We start from the raw sequence: 15,570 nt of genomic DNA on the forward strand, positions 1-15,570 counted from the left end.
ACTCAATGAATCCTTTCTTGCCCCGACGCAGAACGCGCCGGACCGGCCGGATGCGTTTTAGCCATTCCTTCACCACGACGCTTAAACGCCCCTTAGCGGGCGGGGCCCTAGCCTGCGCGTCTATGGTGGTGGTGAGAGAGGCTTAAGCCCATGCTGCAAGAGCGACGCCTTAACAGTAACGGCGAACAGTACGTGGTCGGCCCGACGGGCACGCCCCTGACCCTGCGGGACCTTCCCCCGTCGGACACGAACCGCTGGGTCATCCGCCGCAAGGCCGAGGTCGTGGCCGCCGTGCGCGGCGGTCTGATCAGCCTTGAAGACGCCCTGGCCAAATATCGTCTGACCGCCGAAGAGTTCATGGCCTGGCAGAAGGCCATCGACAAATGGGGCATGCAGGGCCTGCGCACGACGCGCATCCAGAGCTACCGCGACTAGGCTTTGCGCCTGAGCGCATGATGACGGCCGCTCCAGAACGGGGCGGTCTTTTTCATTGGGCGCGCCTTCGTTTCAGACCAGGCCTCGAAATCGCGCGCATCAGGGCCTAAATGGCGGCGATGACCATGGAAGCCCTGACCGACGACATCCTCTGCCCCGTTCCCGACATCGCCCCCATGTCGCCTGCCGACATGGACGCCGCGATCGAGAGCGTGCGACAGGCCGTCGGCCTGCCGCAGGGCGCGCGCGTGGTCGCCGCCATGTCCGGCGGGGTGGATTCCACCGTCGTCGCCGCCCTGCTGCACAAGGCGGGCTATGACGTCGTGGGCGTGACCCTTCAGCTTTACGACCACGGCGAAGCGCTGAAGAAGAAGGGCGCCTGCTGCGCCGGTCAGGACATTCACGACGCCCGGCTGGCCGCCGATCTGATCGGCATCCCGCACTATGTCCTGGACTATGAAAACCGCTTCAAGGACGCGGTGATCGACCAGTTCGCCGATTCATACCTGAAGGGCCAGACGCCGGTCCCCTGCATCCGCTGCAATCAGACGGTGAAGTTCCGCGACCTGCTGGACGTCGCCCGTGATCTGGGCGCCGAGGCGATGGCGACCGGCCACTACGTCCGCCGCGCGACGCACGGCAACCGCTCGCAGATGCGCAAGGCCGTCGATCATTCGCGCGACCAGTCCTACTTCCTGTTCGCCACGACGCAGGATCAACTCGACTATCTGCGCTTCCCGCTGGCCGATCTGGAAAAGCCCCAGGTGCGGGGCGTCGCCGCGTCGCTGGGCCTGCGCATCGCCGCCAAGCCGGACAGCCAGGACATCTGCTTCGTGCCGACCGGCGACTATCGCACCCTGATCGACCGTCTGCGGCCGCAGGGGCGTGAGGCCGGCGACATCGTCCACATGGACGGCCGGGTTCTGGGCCGCCACTCGGGCATCACCGACTACACCATCGGCCAGCGCCGGGGGCTGAACGTCGCCGTGGGCGAGCCCCTGTTCGTGACCAAACTGGACCCCGACAACCGCCGCGTCATCGTCGGCCCGCGCGAAGCCCTGCTGACCGCACGCCTGACGCTGGAGGAAACCAACTGGCTGGGCGATCAGGCCACCATCGAGGAAGCCGCCCGCGACCGCACCCCGGTGCTGGCCCGCGTCCGCTCGACGCGCCAGCCCTCCCCCGCCCGTCTGGCATTCGTGAATGACACGGTTCAGGTGGTTTTCGATCAGGGCGAAGAAGGCGTCGCTCCCGGTCAGGCCTGCGTCCTCTACGACCCGGCCGACGACGAGCGCGTGCTGGGCGGCGGCTTCATCCGTTCGACCGAAGCCGTGGCGGTCTGAGGCGGCTCAAGCCGCCGCATAGACCCGCAGACAGTTGCCATCCGGGTCGCGCGCCACAAAGCCGTGGCCGCCGTCCATGTCACTGGGCGGCAGGACGATGCGCGCGCCGCGGTCCCACCAGTCGATATGCAGTTCGTCCACCACGGCGGGCGCGTCCATGCGCAGGTCCGCCTGCGTCCCGCCGCGCCCGCGCCACAGGCTGAGCGTGCGCCCCGGCGACAGCAGGAAGACGGCGTGGTCCGGCCCCGCCTCCACCGGACGCCGCCCCAGCAACCCGGCGTAATAGCGCGCGCTGGCCCCCGGATCGGCCACGTTCAACAGAATGTCGTCGCTCATGGTCATGGCCCTCCGCCCGTCTGAACAGAAGGGGAACCTAGCCGGGCCTGCCGCCAATATCTGTCAGCATCATCGCGCAGGCCCCTGCCGCTCGCACGCCTCGTGCCATCGCTTCAGCAACACCGCTTTGCGCGTGGGGTAGCGAGCCTCCAGCACCTCGACCTCGACGATGCGATCAGTGCGGAAGGTGCGGAAGTCGCCGCGCAGTTCGCACCAGCCCAGCAACAGCCGCACCCGGTCGAAAAAGGCCAGAGCAAAGGGCCAGACCACACGATCAGACGCCGCCCCCGCCTCGTCGCGATAGCTCAACCTCAGCTTGCGCTCGATGCGGATCGCCTTGCGCAAATGGGCCGGATCGACCGCATCGATGGGGATCGGCGCGCCCGGCCCGATGAACAGGGCCGAGTCCTCCATCTCATCGCGCAGGTCCGGCGGCAGCACCGCCGCGATCCGTGAGCGGGCGCTCAACGCCGCCTCGCTCAGCCGCGCATCCGCCCGCTCGGCCACCCAGCGCGAACCCAGCGCCAACGCCTCTATCTCTTCAGGCGTGAACATCAGCGGCGGCAGCAGATAGCCGGGCTTCAGCACATAGCCCACGCCCGGCTCACCCTCGATGGTCGCCCCCTGCGCCTGCAGACTGGCGATGTCGCGATAGAGGGTGCGCAGGGAAACGCCCGTCTCTTCGGCCAGCACGCGCCCGCTGACCGGCCGACGATGCCGCCGCAGGGTGTTCAACAGATCAAGCAGGCGTTCGGACCGGGACACGCCATGTGCTTAGCAGACCTGCTGCCAGAAAACGGCAGCATCCTGCAGCGTGTGATCAGGCCGCCTCGTCCTTGCCCGGCATGACGTCGCCGACGGTGGGGCGGTTTTCGGTGAAGACGACTTCCACCTCGCGCGGATGCACCATCTCATTGCAGCAGCCGCAGGCGATGCGCGGCTTCAGGTCATGGCCGCACGTCTTGTGGCGCAGGACGATGCCCGACGGCTCTTTGTCATAGACATGCTTCTCGCCCCAGGCGTGCAGGGTGATCAGGACGCCGTACAGATCCTTGCCCTTGGGGGTCAGCACATATTCGTTGCGCGGCGGCCGCTCGGAATAGGGGCGCGGCTCCAGCACCCCGTGATGCACCAGCGATTTCAGCCGCGCGGCCAGCACATTGCGCGCCACGCCCAGCCGCTCCTGCCACTGTTCAAAGCGGCGCACGCCGTTGAAGGCGTCGCGGATGACCAGCATCGTCCAAGGATCGCCGATCACCTCAAGCGTGGCGGCGACAGAGCAACTCTGGCGTGAATAGTCGGCGGTGCGTCCCATAAGGCTGAAAGTGACGCCCCGTCAGGCTTTTGACAAGGGTTGCCAAACGCGACGGAGTCGGTAGGTTTCCATTCGCAACGGACATAGCCGCTCCCCGGCTGTTTCCTTCCCTCGACTCGGAGGCGGAGCCAGCGCAGGTTCCGCCTCCGCTTTTCGATGTGAGCCATGACTGAACCCGATCTGATCCGCGCCGCTTTCCGTCTGACGCCTGAAAATGATGCAGGTCACGATAAGGTTCTGGCCGCCCACCTGTCGGGCGAATTCTCCAATGGCCCGGTCAGCGCCCCGCCCGAGGCGGGCTTTCCTTTCGGCGGCCTGCTGGCGGCCCTGTGCGCCGGGGCCATGCGTCAGGGTCTGGGGATAGAGGCCCCGCTGCGCAGCCTGACGGTCCAGTATCTGGCCGCCGCCCGATACGGCCAGTCGCTGCAATTCCGCCCGCGTATGCTGCGCGGCGGCCGCAACGTCGCCTATGCCGTGGTCGAGAGCGGACAGGGCGACCGGCTGACCCATCACGCCAGCGCCACCTATGGCGCCGACGGGCCGACGCCCGCGCCCTTGACGCCGCTGCTGGCGTCGCCGCCCACGCTGGACAGCCTGAAGGACGCGCCGGGCATCAGCGGCCCGATGTCGCCGCGCTTCGCCCAGCACGTCGACTATCACTTCGAGAACGGCCCCAACATTCTGGGCGGCAATGAGGGCAGGCCCGCCGTCGAGCGGGTGTGGATGCGGGTCAAGGACGGCGCGCCGCTGGACGAACTGCGGATGTGCTATCTGCTGGACGCCCTTTATCCGCCCGCATGGACGGCCTTCAAGTCACCGCCGATGATGACGACGGTGGACCTGCGCTATGACTTTCTGGCCGATCCGACGCCGGACAGCGCGCCCGACGGCTGGGCCTTCTTTGAATACCGGCTGCTGGATCACGGTCTGGGCTGGTCGGTGGACGAAGCCATCGCCTGGGGCGCGGACGGACGGCCGCTGGCGCTGGCCCGCCAACGCCGCAAACTGCTGTGAGGCGCCGCTTGCCAGCGGGCCTCCGCCTCCCCTAATCCCCCACGAAACGATTCACTTACGGAAACGCCTGTCATGACCGCCGCTGCTGATCCCGTCGTCATCTGCTCCTTCGCCCGCACCCCGATGGGCGGCTTCCAGGGCGCGCTGTCGCCGGTCAAGGCCACCGATCTGGGCGCCGCCGCCGTCAAGGCCGCCGTCGAGCGCGCAGGCGTCGCGCCTGAAAAGGTCGAGCAGATCTTCATGGGCTGCGTCCTGCCCGCCGGTCTGGGTCAGGCCCCGGCCCGTCAGGCCGCTATCGGCGCAGGGCTCGGCAAGCACGTCGAGGCGACGACGGTGAACAAGATGTGCGGCTCGGGTCTGCAATCGGCCATGATGGCGCACGACGCCCTGCTGGCCGGCACGGCCGAAGTCATCGTCGCGGGCGGCATGGAGTCGATGACCGGCGCCCCCTATCTGATGAACAAGCACCGCAGCGGCGCCCGCATCGGCCACGACGTCATCGTCGACTCCATGATGATGGACGGCCTTGAAGACGCCTATTCCCCCGGCAAGGCCATGGGCGTCTTCGCCGAGGACGCGGCGGCCCAGTATCAGCTCACCCGCGAACAGATGGACGAATACGCCATCGAAAGCCTGACCCGCGCCAAGGCCGCCATCGCCTCGGGCGCCTTCAAGGCCGAGATCGTCCCGGTCGAAGTCGCCACCCGCAAGGGCCCGATGACGGTCAGCGAGGACGAACAGCCCGGCAAGGCTGATCCCGCCAAGATCCCGACGCTGAAACCCGCCTTCGTCAAGGACGGCGCGATCACCGCCGCCAACTCCAGCTCCATCTCCGACGGCGCGGCCGCCATGGTCATGACGCGCGAAAGCACGGCCCGGGCGCTGGGCCTGCCCATCGTCGCCCGCGTGGTCAGCCACGCCGCCCACGCCCATGAGCCGGGCCTGTTCACCACCGCCCCCGTCCCGGCGATGGAAAAGGCGCTGAAGAAGGCGGGCTGGTCGGTCGAAGACGTCGACCTGTGGGAGGTCAATGAGGCCTTCGCCGTCGTCGCCATGATCGCGCAACAGGAGCTGGGCATCGACCGCGCCAGGCTGAACGTCAACGGCGGCGCCACGGCGCTGGGCCACCCCATCGGCGCTTCGGGCGCGCGCATCCTGTCCACCCTGCTGGCGGCGCTTCAGGCGCGCGGCGGCAAGAAGGGCGTGGCGTCGCTGTGCATCGGCGGCGGCGAGGCCGTGGCCATGGCGGTGGAACTGGTCTGAAACTGCAGCGTTGCAGCGGCACAACCCCTGCTAGCGGAGCGCTACCCTTGAAACTGCCGATCTTCCTCGCCGCCGGCGCCGCCGTCCTGAGCCTGTCCGCCTGCGCCACGGCGCAGGCCGAAGGCCTGTCGCAAGCCGGTCAGGCCGACGCGGGCGACATGAAGGCCTTCCCGGCCGCGACGGCGGGCCAGACCCGTCACGTCATCAACCTGCCCGCCCAGTCGGACGAGAATGCGCTGAAGATCGAACTGATCCTGGGCAAGACCAAGACGGTGGACTGCAACCATCAGTTCTTCGGCGGCAGTCTGGAGGCCCGCACGGCGCAGGGCTGGGGCTATGACTACTATGTCCTGCCTGCCCTGGGGGCCGGGGCCAGCACCATGATGGGCTGCCCCCCCGGTTCGGAGCATCAGGCCTTCGTCACGACGCAGGAACAGCCGCTGATCCGCTACAACTCGCGCCTGCCGGTCGTGGTCTACACCCCGTCGGACGTCGAGGTGCGCTATCGCGTGTGGCGCGCGGGCGAGACCCAGACGGCGCGCTGATCCGCGCCGTCCTTTGCAAACATAGGGGGGCGCTGATCCGCGCCGTCCTTTGCAAACATGAGGGGGCGCTGATCCGCGCCGTCCATTGCAATCAGACGCGGGCGTCGGTCAGCCTCGACCGGCGCCCGTTCTGTTTGGCGCCCGTCACGTCTGCACGCGTCGCGTCTATCCGCATCGCGCCGCATCAGCGAAGCCAGCGAGGCGCATCCGGCGCTCAGGACGATCATGAATCCAAACCTGCTTTTGCGAACTAATTGCAGGTTTGCGCAGAGTCGGCCTTCGTGCAAGCGTCCGCCTCCATTTCCCTTTTAGGAGTCGCCATGCGCGAAGACGGCAAGCTGGATTATCTTGAACTGCCCGCGACCGATCTGGCGGCGCACAAGGCCTTCTACGCCGAGGCGTTCGGCTGGCGTTTTCAGGACTACGGCCCGGCCTATGCGGCCTTCAGCGAGGGGCTGGACGGCGGCTTCACGCCCGACGCCATGACGCCCAAGCCCCTGCCCATCCTCTACGCCCACGATCTGGAAGCCATGCAGGCCAGGGTCGAGGCGGCGGGCGGCGCGATCGCCCACGCCATCTTCGCCTTCCCCGGCGGGCGGCGTTTCCACTTCCGCGACCCGTCCGGCAACGAACTGGCCGTCTGGTCGGAAAACTAGAGCGAAATCGGTTGAGTTGGGCGCATGTCCAACTCAACTCAGATATTCGCTGCAGATGAAAAAGGCCCTATTTGGGGTCTACGGTCTGGGCGATGCGTTCGGCCTCGTCGCGCTCGGCGCCATCGGCGGCCATCACCCAGACGTGGATTTCATTCGGCTCGGCCGGGCGCTGGAACAGATGCTCCATCGCCACGCGGCGCGCGCCGTCCGGCACGATGATCGAGACGCGCCCGCCCACCGTCACCTGCTCGCCCTCATAGATGGGGAACTGCGACGACGGCCCGGTGTAGATCATCAGATAGGTCTTGGGCCCCTTGCGCACGGCGTAGACGTGGGCGCCCGGCGCCGCCCGCCCCTCGACCATCTGGAAGCCCGACGGCAGGTCGATGCTGAACGGCAGGGCCGCGCGCGTCGCCGCGTCCAACTGCGGGCTGGGCGCAGGCGCAGCGGCCGAACCGGACGCCGGAGGCGCCCGCCGCCCGGCGACCGGGGCGTCTGCGGCCGCCGGGGCCGGACGCGAAGGCGCCGCTTGAGGCTGAGGCTGAGGTTGGGCTTGCGGACGCGCCTGTGGCGTCGCGGGCGCAGCGGTCTGAGGGGCGGAAGCCTGGGGCGCGGAAGTTTGCGGCGCCGCCGTCGGACCGCCATTCAGGCGTCGGGTCAGGTCTTCGATCCGGGCGCGTTCGGCCGGATCCTGCTGGGCGCTGACGGAGGTCGCAGCCAGAACGAGGGGAGCCGTCAGGGACAGGGCGAGCAATGCAGCTTTCATGCCCCGACATTGACGCCGGGCGTCGCATCCGGTCAAGCGGACATCTGATCAGCGATCACCCGACGGGCAGTTCGACCCAGAAGGTCGCGCCGTGCCCCGGCGCCGAAACCACGCCGATCTCGCCGCCCTGAAGCTCAGTCAGACGCTTGGCCAGCGCCAGCCCCACGCCATGCCCCTCCACCGCCGAACGCTCAAGCCCCAGACGGTTGAACGGCTCGAACAACTGGGCCTGTTTCTCCGCCGACAGGCCGGGGCCGCGATCGATGACCTCGATGCGGATGCGACCGGCGCTCCATGATGCGCGCATCGTCACCTGACCGCCTGATGCGGCGTATTTGACCGCATTGCCCGCCAGATTGGCCAGCACCTGCGCCAGACGGTGCGAGTCGGCCAGCGCCACCAGTTGATCGTCCTGCGCCTCGATCACGATCTTCATAGCAGCGGCGGCGGGGTTCAGCAGAAGGCTGCGGCGGACGTCTTCCAGCACCCCGACGACCTCGGTGGGGCGCAGGTCGATGCGGACATCCCCGCCCTCGGTGCGCGCCACATCCAGCAGGTCATGGGCCAGCGCCTCGACCTGACGGGCCGTCTTCACCAGCATCTGCGCCATCTCGACCTGCTGCGGCGTCGTCTTGCCCAGATGGCCGCCCGCCCACAGTTCGCCGATGCCGATGACGCCGCCGATCGGGCTCTTGATCTCATGGGCCACATTGGCCAGCAGCCGCGACTTGGCCGCCGAGGCGCGCTCGGCCCGGATGCGCCCCTCGCGGGCGTGTTCGGCCAGACGGTCGCGCTCCTCCAGCAGGGCCGCGACCAGCAGCATCGGCATATAGCCCAGCAGCACCAGAAGCTGGCTCAGCAACACCCGCTCGGACGGGCCGAAGGCGTGATAGGGGCCGCTGCCCGCCATCGCCCCGCCGATCGCCATCACCGACACGATCAGCAGGCTCCACGCCATGCCGACGACCCGGAACCGCATCGCCATCAGCACCAGCGGCGGCAGCAGCATGAAGCCGTAAGGCAGGCTCAAATGCGAAAAGACGCCGTAACAGGCGCCGACGATCAGCCCCGTCAGCACCACGCCCTCGACCAGTCGCGCGGGCCGCCGCAGCATCTCCAGCCGCCTGCGCTCCAGCGACAGGCCGAAGACGCCGACCACCGCGAACCCCAGCGCATGGCTGACCCACCAGAAGCCCAGCGCCTCCACCCAGTCCGAGCCGATGATCGTATGCAGGCCGATGGCGCCCAGCATGGCCGCCGGCATCGGCGCCACGGCGCAGACCGCCAGAAAACGCAGCAGCCCCTCGACGCTGTCGACGCGGAACCCCGGCGACAGCCGCCGCATCAGGGCCACGGCGACCATGATCTCCAGCAGGTCGGCCAGGGTCAGCAGCACCGCCACCGCAGGGCGACCGCCGCCCATGAACTCGCCCGCCAGCATGCCGACCGCGATCAGGACGGCGAAACCGGCGTCATGCGCCAGACCGCGCCCGCCCCTCAGCCACAGCGCCATGGCCGCGCCGCTGGCGCCCCACAGGCCGACGACCACGCCGTTGAAGCGCGCGAAACTGACCGACAGCACCACCAGAACCATGACGCCGACCACCGTCAGGATCGGCAACAGCGGATGGCGGAAATAACCCCCGACGCCCGGCGTCCGCCCGGCCGCGATCGGCCCGGCGTTCGGCGCAGCGCCTGACGGCGAAAGGCCCGCATCCGTCCTTCCGGCAGCGCGGCTCATCATCATGATCTGGTCCACGTGACTAAACAGGCGGCGAACCCTGACCGAGCTTCCTAAACATCCTCTGAAGTCAGACCTTTGAAGTCAGACTGGCGAGGACGCCTCAAGTGCCGCGCCGAACGCCCGCATCGCCGCCGCCGGTCCCTGCGGATGCGCCCAGACCCCGGCGCTGACGGCCACGAAGTCCGCGCCCGCCGCCGCGATGGCCCCGGCGTTTTCCGCCGTGATGCCGCCGATGGCGACGCACGGAACCTCCATCGTCTCCTGCCAGATGGTCAGGATGTCGGGCTCGGCGTGATGGACCACATCCTTGGTCGACGTCGGGAAGAAGGCGCCGAAGGCCACATAGTCCGCCCCGCCCTCGGCCGCCTCCATCGCCAGATGGCGGCTGCCGTGGCAGGTGACGCCGATCATGGCGTCGTCGCCCATGATGCGCCGCGCCTCGGCCAGGGAGGCGTCCTCCTGCCCCACATGCACGCCGTCGCAGCCGGTCGCCCGCGCCAGATCCGGCCGGTCGTTCAGGATCAGGGCCACATCGTGCGCCTGACAGATCGGCTTCAGCCGCGCCACGGCGGCGCGAATCGCATCGTCCGAGGCCTCTTTCAGACGGATCTGCAGGGCGGCGCAGTCCCCGGCCGACAGGGCGGCCTCCAGATCGGCGGCAAAGGCCTCCAGATCCGGCAGGGCGGCGGGCGTGATCAGATACAGCCGACAGGCCGGACGGGCGGGGATTTGCGGTTGACGAGCCATGGCCGTGCCCTGCCCTTCGCCGCCCTCGCCGTCAATGTCGCACGCCCATGCGAATGATTTGCACCCGCCTTAATAAATGATATAGCGAGTTATTCTCAGTGCTTCGGGGCGCGGTCTTGTACGTCTGCAACTGTAACGGTCTTCGTCAACGCGACGTCGCCCTCGCCATCGAGGCGGGCGCCACCCGTCCCAAGGACATCTTCGCCAGCCATCAATGCGCGCCGCAATGCGCCAAATGCGTCTGCGAAATGCGCCAGATGATCCAGGAAACCCAGACCGCCTTCGCTCTCGCCGCCGAATAGAGGCGTCTTTTGAAAGCGGATTTCACTCGCATTATCAATGTAGTGATAAGAACTCGCAAATAATCCACGGCGTTTCAGCCGTGATATGAAGTCCTTACGGGCGGCCGAAAGGCCCTGTCGTCGCGCCGACGTCGCTTTCGCCGCCGCTGAAACAAGGACGACGACCATGAAGGGCGATCCCGCGATCATCCGCACCCTCAATGCGGTGCTGACCAATGAACTGACGGCGGTGAACCAGTATTTCCTGCACGCCCGCATGTTCGAAAGCTGGGGCCTCAGCCACCTCGGCAACGTCATCTACGAAGAATCGATCGGCGAGATGAAGCACGCCGACATGCTGATCAAGCGCATCCTGTTCCTGGACGGCCTGCCCAACCTGCAGGACCTGCACAAGCTGAAGGTCGGCGAAGACCCGATCGAATGCCTGGGCGCCGACCTGCAGCTGGAAATCGACAGCCGCGCCGCCACCCGCGACGCCCTGACCCAGTGCGAGGAAGCCCGCGACTACGTCAGCCGCGACCTCCTGCTGAAGATCCTGGCCGACACCGAGGAGCACATCGACTTCCTCGAAAACCAGCAGAGCCTGATCAAGCTGATGGGCGCGCAGAACTATCTGCAGTCGGCCATGAAGGAAATCGTCACCGACGGCGCCGCCACGGGGAACTGACTCTCTCCCAACCTGCCGTCATCGTCGGGCCCGGCGCGGTGATGACGGCATAGGGGGCGATCGCACGCGCCATTGCCCTTTTTCGGCTAATCCTCTAGGGCTCGCCGCGATTTGGCGCGCCACGCTCTGGCGGTCGGCGCCTGCCGCCCCCCAGCAACGAGCCCTACGGTTCTCATGAAAATCAACGCCAACACCATCAAGCCCGGCATGGTCCTGCAACACAATGGCGGCCTGTGGGTCGTCACCAAGGCCAGCCACGTCAAGCCCGGCAAGGGCGGCGCCTTCGCCAACGTCGAGGCCAAGAACCTCGAAACCGGCAACAAGCTGAACGAACGCTTCCGTTCGGAAGACAAGGTCGAGCGCGTCACGCTGGAACAGCGCGACTACTCCTATCTGTTCGACAACGGCGAGACCCTCGTCTTCATGGACGACGAATCCTATGAGCAGATCGAACTGCAAAAGGGCTGGGTCGGCGAAGACCGCATCCCCTATCTGCAGGAAGGCATGAAGGTCATCATCGAGTCGCACGAAGAGCGTCCGATCGGCCTGGAACTGCCGGAGCACGTCGTGCTGGAAGTCGTCGAGACCGAGCCGACCGTGAAGGGCCAGACCGCCTCGTCGTCCTACAAGCCCGCCAAGGCCTCGAACGGCATCCGCGTCATGATCCCGCCCTTCATGTCGACGGGCGAGAAGATCGTCGTCGACACCTCGACCGGCGAATACGTCCGCCGCGCGGACTAAAAAACACCGCCTTTCCCGGCCAAGGTCGGGCACGCTAAGACTACAGGGGCGCGGATGGTCCGCGCCCCTTTTGCTTCTCCGTCCATCCGGGCCGCAGGCCTTCTGAGGATCGACGGATCAGGAGAACCGCCTATGGCCCTCGCTTCCGCCCTGCTTCAGGTCATGATGGACGCCGTCCGCAAGACCGCCCGCCCGATGCTCCGGGATTTCGGCGAGGTGTCCCAGCTGCAGGTGTCCCGCAAGGGCCCCGGCGACTTCGTCACCGCCGCCGACGTCAAGGCCGAACAAACCCTGTTCGAGCTGCTGCTGAAGGCCCGCCCCGGCTACGGCTTCCTGGGCGAGGAGCGCGGCATGGTCGAGGGCACCGACAAGACCCACACCTGGATCGTCGACCCGATCGACGGCACCACCAACTTCATGCACGCCATGCCCCACTTCGCCATCACGGTGGGCCTGGAGCGCAAGCACCCCGACGGCACGTCCGAGATCGTGGCCTGCGTCACCTACAACCCGGTCATGAACGAGATGTTCTGGGCCGAAAAAGGCAAGGGCTGCTATCTGAACGACACGCGCATCCGCATCGCCGGACGCGCCGACATGGCCGAATGCCTGATCGCCACGGGCCTGCCCTTCATCGGCAAGACGGGCCACGGACAGGCCATCAAGGACATCCACGCCGTCGGCCAGCGCGTCGCGGGCATCCGCCGCCTGGGCGCGGCCTCGCTCGACTTCGCCTGGGTCGCCGCGGGCCGCTACGACGCCTATTTCGAGCGCAACCTGCAACCGTGGGACGTGGCGGCGGGCATCCTGCTGGTCACTGAAGCCGGCGGCGTCGTCACCACCATCGACCAGGACGGCGACCCGATGAGCGGCAAGCAGATCGTCGCCGGCAACCCCGAGATCCAGGCCAAGCTGCGCAAGATCCTGCGCGAGGCGTAAGGCAGAATTCACCCTCCCCTTGAAGGGGGAGGGTGAGCCGTCTTTAGATCGTCTGGACGATCTTCTCGATCCGGGCGGCCACGGCGTTCAGGGCTTCGGCCACGCCGTCGCTGGTCGAAGCGGGCGCCGCGACAGCCGCCGTCGCCGCCTTGGCGCGGCCTGAGTTCTGGACCGCCGCCTGCCGTTTCGCTTCGCCCAGTTCGTCGGCCAGCATCAGGGCGGCCATCAGGAACAGGCGCACGTCGCCGACCTGTCCGACCTGATCGGCCACGCCCTGAACCCGCTCGTTGAACTGGGACGCCAGATCGCGCACCCGCGCCTCCTGACCGTCCGCGCAGCCCACCGCATAGGGGCGGCCGTGAACCTCTACCGTCACCGTCGCCATCAGTTCGCCTCCTCTTGCCCAGCGGCCTGCTGCTGCTCCAGCACCTCGCGCACGGCGTCGGCGGCGCGGGCCAGCGCCTGCGCCGTCTCCTGCCCCGCTGTCTCAAGCTCGGCGATGCGCGCCAGATCGGCCGCGTTCGAGGGGCGCGGCGCGAACAGGTCGTCATCCGCGATCGGCGGCGCCGAGGCGGGCCTCGCCTTCAGCTCCAGCACCTTGCGCTCCAGATCAGCCAGCGCCCGATCAATCCGCGCCTTTGCAGCCGTAACGGCGTCCATGGGGGTCCTTTCTTCCAGATTCCGTGTAGAACCTGCCGGCGCGCCGGGGTAAAGCGGCGCCGCCCCCGCTTTATCCTGTTCCTGAGGAAACGTCTCGCCGTGACCGATGCTCAAGCCGCATTCGCCAAGCCTTCGCCCAAGCAGATGGCCGACGCCATCCGGGTGCTGTCCATGGATGCCGTCGAAAAGGCCAAGAGCGGCCACCCCGGAATGCCGATGGGCATGGCCGACGTCGCCACCGTCCTCTACTCGAAATTCCTGAAGTTCGACGCCAGCCGTCCCGACTGGGCCGACCGCGACCGCTTCATCCTGTCGGCGGGCCACGGCTCGATGCTGATCTACAGCCTGCTGCACCTGACGGGCTATAAGGACGCCACGCGGGAACAGCTGGAAAACTTCCGTCAGTGGGGCTTCAAGACCGCCGGCCACCCCGAATACGGCCACATGACCGGCATTGAGACGACGACCGGCCCGCTGGGTCAGGGTCTGGCCACCTCGGTCGGCTTCGCCCTGGCGGAGCGGCATCTGGCCGCACGTTTCGGCAAGGATCTGGTCGACCACCGCACCTGGGTCATCGCCGGAGACGGCTGCCTGATGGAAGGCGTGTCGCAGGAAGCCATCGCGCTGGCGGGCCGCCTGAAACTGAACAAGCTGTGCGTCCTGTGGGACGACAATGAAATCACCATCGACGGCAAGGTGTCGCTGTCGGACGCCACCGATCAGCTGGGTCGCTTCAAGGCCTCGGGCTGGGCGGTCAAGGCCGTCGACGGCCACGACCACAAGCAGATCCAGAAGGCGCTGAACTGGGCGACCAAGCAGGACAAGCCGACGCTGATCGCGTGCAAGACCAAGATCGGCAAGGGCGCCGCCACTCTGGAAGGCAGCCACAAGACCCACGGCGCCGCGCTGGGCCCCATCGAAATCGCCGCCACCCGTCAGGGGCTGAACTGGCCGTTCGAGCCGTTTGAACTGCCCGAAGGGATCAAGACCGCCTGGGCCAAGGTCGGCAAGCAGGGCGGCAAGGCCCGCAAGGCGTGGGAAGCCCGCCTGCTGAACCACGATCACCGCGACGACTTCACCCGTGCGATGGCGGGCGACCTGCCCACCGGCGCCTTTGAGGCGCTGGACGCCAAGCTGAAGCAACTGGTCGAGGACAAGCCCGCCCTGGCCACGCGCCAGTCCTCGGGCGAGGCGCTGGAGACGGTGTTCAACGCCATCCCGGAAATGGTCGGCGGCTCGGCCGACCTGACCGGCTCGAACAACACCTTCGTCAAGAACACGCAGATCATGGACGCGCCGGATTACGCCGGCCGTTACCTGAACTACGGCATCCGCGAGTTCGGCATGGCCGCGGCGATGAACGGTCTGGCGCTGCACGGCGGGGTCATCCCCTACGGCGGCACCTTCATGGCGTTTGCGGACTACAGCCGTCCGGCGATCCGTCTGGGCGCCCTGATGGGCGTGCGCGCGATCCACGTCCTGACGCACGACAGCATCGGTCTGGGCGAAGACGGCCCGACGCACCAGCCGGTCGAGCATCTGGCGGCCCTGCGCGCCATTCCGAACCTGCTGACCATGCGCCCCGCCGACACGGTCGAGGCGCTGGAGTGCTGGCAGGTCGCCCTGCAGAACAAGACCACGCCGACCGCCATGTGCCTGTCGCGCCAGAAGACCCCGGCCGTGCGCGTGACCGACGCGGGCGAGAACCTGTCGCGCAAGGGCGCCTATGAGCTGAAGGCCGCCAACGGCACAGCGAAAGTCACCCTGTTCGGCACCGGAACCGAGGTCGCCCTGGCCCTGAAGGCCGCCGAGACGCTGGAGGCCGAAGGCGTGCCCACCCGCGTCGTCTCCGTCCCCTGCTTCGCCCTGTTCGAGCAGCAGCCCAAGGCCTATCAGGACGCCGTCATCGGCCGCGGCACCGTCCGCGTCGCCGTCGAGGCCGCGATCAAACAGGGCTGGGAACGCTTCATTGGCGAGGACGGCGGCTTTGTCGGCATGTCGTCCTTCGGCGCCTCGGCCCCGGCCGAAATCCTCTACCGCGAGTTCGGCATCACCGCCGAGGCCGTGGTCGAGGCCGCCAAGGCCCGGCTGTAACCC

The 15,570-nt window shown here is 67.6% G+C and carries 19 protein-coding genes; 11 read left to right on the forward strand and 8 right to left on the reverse strand.

Annotation, left to right across the window (positions count from 1 at the left end):
• The first annotated feature begins 150 nt into the window (after window positions 1-150).
• Both ABE454_RS08795 and mnmA read left to right on the forward strand, forming a co-directional pair.
• Window positions 151-435 (forward strand): DUF1153 domain-containing protein, encoded by a 285-nt coding sequence (locus ABE454_RS08795; protein WP_003165657.1) that lies wholly within the window; start codon window positions 151-153, stop codon window positions 433-435.
• Between the two features lie 110 nt (window positions 436-545).
• On the forward strand, window positions 546-1,778 hold the full coding sequence (gene mnmA, locus ABE454_RS08800; protein WP_346530949.1) for a tRNA 2-thiouridine(34) synthase MnmA: 1,233 nt from the start codon (window positions 546-548) through the stop codon (window positions 1,776-1,778).
• 6 nt (window positions 1,779-1,784) lie between these two features.
• Here mnmA and ABE454_RS08805 read toward each other — a convergent pair whose 3' ends face one another.
• The 3 genes from ABE454_RS08805 to ABE454_RS08815 form a co-directional block, all read right to left on the reverse strand.
• On the reverse strand, window positions 1,785-2,114 hold the full coding sequence (locus tag ABE454_RS08805; protein ID WP_346530950.1) for a VOC family protein: 330 nt from the start codon (window positions 2,112-2,114) through the stop codon (window positions 1,785-1,787).
• Window positions 2,115-2,183: 69 nt separating this feature from the next.
• Complete coding sequence (locus ABE454_RS08810; RefSeq protein ID WP_346530951.1) at window positions 2,184-2,879, reverse strand: helix-turn-helix transcriptional regulator; 696 nt, start codon at window positions 2,877-2,879, stop codon at window positions 2,184-2,186.
• 55 nt (window positions 2,880-2,934) lie between these two features.
• Window positions 2,935-3,429 carry a winged helix-turn-helix transcriptional regulator gene (locus ABE454_RS08815; RefSeq protein ID WP_346530953.1) on the reverse strand — a complete coding sequence of 165 codons (495 nt, stop codon included), beginning with the start codon at window positions 3,427-3,429 and terminating at the stop codon, window positions 2,935-2,937.
• Window positions 3,430-3,594: 165 nt separating this feature from the next.
• Here ABE454_RS08815 and ABE454_RS08820 point away from each other — a divergent pair, with 165 nt between their 5' ends.
• The 4 genes from ABE454_RS08820 (at window position 3,595) to ABE454_RS08835 (ending at window position 6,907) form a co-directional block, all read left to right on the forward strand.
• A complete protein-coding gene (locus ABE454_RS08820; protein ID WP_346530955.1) occupies window positions 3,595-4,443 on the forward strand; it encodes an acyl-CoA thioesterase in 849 nt (282 codons plus the stop codon).
• A 72-nt stretch (window positions 4,444-4,515) separates the two neighbouring features.
• The gene (locus tag ABE454_RS08825) at window positions 4,516-5,706 is read left to right on the forward strand and encodes a thiolase family protein (RefSeq protein ID WP_346530956.1); all 1,191 of its coding nucleotides are present in this window, start codon (window positions 4,516-4,518) and stop codon (window positions 5,704-5,706) included.
• Window positions 5,707-5,753: 47 nt separating this feature from the next.
• Entirely contained in the window at window positions 5,754-6,251 is a 498-nt protein-coding gene (eco, locus tag ABE454_RS08830) for a serine protease inhibitor ecotin (RefSeq protein WP_346530958.1), read from the forward strand.
• 320 nt (window positions 6,252-6,571) lie between these two features.
• Entirely contained in the window at window positions 6,572-6,907 is a 336-nt protein-coding gene (locus ABE454_RS08835) for a VOC family protein (RefSeq protein ID WP_346530959.1), read from the forward strand.
• A gap of 67 nt (window positions 6,908-6,974) precedes the next feature.
• On the opposite strand, the gene ABE454_RS08840 is transcribed toward ABE454_RS08835, so the two are convergent.
• From ABE454_RS08840 to thiE, 3 genes are all read right to left on the reverse strand, one after another.
• A complete protein-coding gene (locus ABE454_RS08840; protein WP_346530960.1) occupies window positions 6,975-7,673 on the reverse strand; it encodes a hypothetical protein in 699 nt (232 codons plus the stop codon).
• A 55-nt stretch (window positions 7,674-7,728) separates the two neighbouring features.
• The gene (locus tag ABE454_RS08845) at window positions 7,729-9,420 is read right to left on the reverse strand and encodes a sensor histidine kinase (RefSeq protein ID WP_346530961.1); all 1,692 of its coding nucleotides are present in this window, start codon (window positions 9,418-9,420) and stop codon (window positions 7,729-7,731) included.
• Between the two features lie 78 nt (window positions 9,421-9,498).
• A complete protein-coding gene (thiE, locus tag ABE454_RS08850; RefSeq protein ID WP_346530962.1) occupies window positions 9,499-10,164 on the reverse strand; it encodes a thiamine phosphate synthase in 666 nt (221 codons plus the stop codon).
• Window positions 10,165-10,280: 116 nt separating this feature from the next.
• Between thiE and ABE454_RS08855 the strand changes: the two genes are divergently transcribed.
• From ABE454_RS08855 to ABE454_RS08870, 4 genes are all read left to right on the forward strand, one after another.
• Complete coding sequence (locus tag ABE454_RS08855; protein WP_346530963.1) at window positions 10,281-10,466, forward strand: (2Fe-2S)-binding protein; 186 nt, start codon at window positions 10,281-10,283, stop codon at window positions 10,464-10,466.
• Window positions 10,467-10,632: 166 nt separating this feature from the next.
• Window positions 10,633-11,133, forward strand: coding sequence for a bacterioferritin (gene bfr / locus ABE454_RS08860; RefSeq protein ID WP_346530964.1), 501 nt, complete (start codon window positions 10,633-10,635; stop codon window positions 11,131-11,133).
• A 174-nt stretch (window positions 11,134-11,307) separates the two neighbouring features.
• Window positions 11,308-11,874: an elongation factor P gene (gene efp, locus ABE454_RS08865; RefSeq protein WP_346530965.1), complete on the forward strand. Its 567-nt coding sequence runs from the start codon at window positions 11,308-11,310 to the stop codon at window positions 11,872-11,874.
• Window positions 11,875-12,006: 132 nt separating this feature from the next.
• Window positions 12,007-12,813, forward strand: coding sequence for an inositol monophosphatase family protein (locus ABE454_RS08870; RefSeq protein WP_125900056.1), 807 nt, complete (start codon window positions 12,007-12,009; stop codon window positions 12,811-12,813).
• A gap of 43 nt (window positions 12,814-12,856) precedes the next feature.
• Here ABE454_RS08870 and ABE454_RS08875 read toward each other — a convergent pair whose 3' ends face one another.
• The gene (locus tag ABE454_RS08875; protein WP_346530967.1) at window positions 12,857-13,198 is read right to left on the reverse strand and encodes a cell division protein ZapA; all 342 of its coding nucleotides are present in this window, start codon (window positions 13,196-13,198) and stop codon (window positions 12,857-12,859) included.
• Window positions 13,198-13,473 carry a hypothetical protein gene (locus tag ABE454_RS08880; protein WP_346530968.1) on the reverse strand — a complete coding sequence of 92 codons (276 nt, stop codon included), beginning with the start codon at window positions 13,471-13,473 and terminating at the stop codon, window positions 13,198-13,200. Before ABE454_RS08880 ends, ABE454_RS08875 begins: the two co-directional genes overlap by 1 nt.
• Window positions 13,474-13,617: 144 nt before the next feature.
• Here ABE454_RS08880 and tkt point away from each other — a divergent pair, with 144 nt between their 5' ends.
• Window positions 13,618-15,567: a transketolase gene (gene tkt / locus ABE454_RS08885; protein ID WP_346531223.1), complete on the forward strand. Its 1,950-nt coding sequence runs from the start codon at window positions 13,618-13,620 to the stop codon at window positions 15,565-15,567.
• Window positions 15,568-15,570: the final 3 nt, after the last annotated feature.

The sequence above is a fragment of the Brevundimonas diminuta genome, from assembly GCF_039673845.1.
Classification (GTDB): Bacteria; Pseudomonadota; Alphaproteobacteria; order Caulobacterales; family Caulobacteraceae; genus Brevundimonas; species Brevundimonas diminuta_E.

Bases quoted from the DNA above. Each gene is read 5' to 3' on its own strand.
- ABE454_RS08795 (WP_003165657.1), top strand. From the start codon at position 151: ATGCTGCAAGAGCGACGCCTTAACAGTAACGGCGAACAGTACGTGGTC.
- mnmA (WP_346530949.1), top strand. From the start codon at position 546: ATGGCGGCGATGACCATGGAAGCCCTGACCGACGACATCCTCTGCCCC.
- ABE454_RS08805 (WP_346530950.1), bottom strand. From the start codon at position 2,114: ATGAGCGACGACATTCTGTTGAACGTGGCCGATCCGGGGGCCAGCGCG.
- ABE454_RS08815 (WP_346530953.1), bottom strand. From the start codon at position 3,429: ATGGGACGCACCGCCGACTATTCACGCCAGAGTTGCTCTGTCGCCGCC.
- ABE454_RS08820 (WP_346530955.1), top strand. From the start codon at position 3,595: ATGACTGAACCCGATCTGATCCGCGCCGCTTTCCGTCTGACGCCTGAA.
- ABE454_RS08825 (WP_346530956.1), top strand. From the start codon at position 4,516: ATGACCGCCGCTGCTGATCCCGTCGTCATCTGCTCCTTCGCCCGCACC.
- ABE454_RS08835 (WP_346530959.1), top strand. From the start codon at position 6,572: ATGCGCGAAGACGGCAAGCTGGATTATCTTGAACTGCCCGCGACCGAT.
- ABE454_RS08840 (WP_346530960.1), bottom strand. From the start codon at position 7,673: ATGAAAGCTGCATTGCTCGCCCTGTCCCTGACGGCTCCCCTCGTTCTG.
- ABE454_RS08845 (WP_346530961.1), bottom strand. From the start codon at position 9,420: ATGATGATGAGCCGCGCTGCCGGAAGGACGGATGCGGGCCTTTCGCCG.
- thiE (WP_346530962.1), bottom strand. From the start codon at position 10,164: ATGGCTCGTCAACCGCAAATCCCCGCCCGTCCGGCCTGTCGGCTGTAT.
- bfr (WP_346530964.1), top strand. From the start codon at position 10,633: ATGAAGGGCGATCCCGCGATCATCCGCACCCTCAATGCGGTGCTGACC.
- efp (WP_346530965.1), top strand. From the start codon at position 11,308: ATGAAAATCAACGCCAACACCATCAAGCCCGGCATGGTCCTGCAACAC.
- ABE454_RS08870 (WP_125900056.1), top strand. From the start codon at position 12,007: ATGGCCCTCGCTTCCGCCCTGCTTCAGGTCATGATGGACGCCGTCCGC.
- ABE454_RS08875 (WP_346530967.1), bottom strand. From the start codon at position 13,198: ATGGCGACGGTGACGGTAGAGGTTCACGGCCGCCCCTATGCGGTGGGC.
- ABE454_RS08880 (WP_346530968.1), bottom strand. From the start codon at position 13,473: ATGGACGCCGTTACGGCTGCAAAGGCGCGGATTGATCGGGCGCTGGCT.
- tkt (WP_346531223.1), top strand. From the start codon at position 13,618: ATGGCCGACGCCATCCGGGTGCTGTCCATGGATGCCGTCGAAAAGGCC.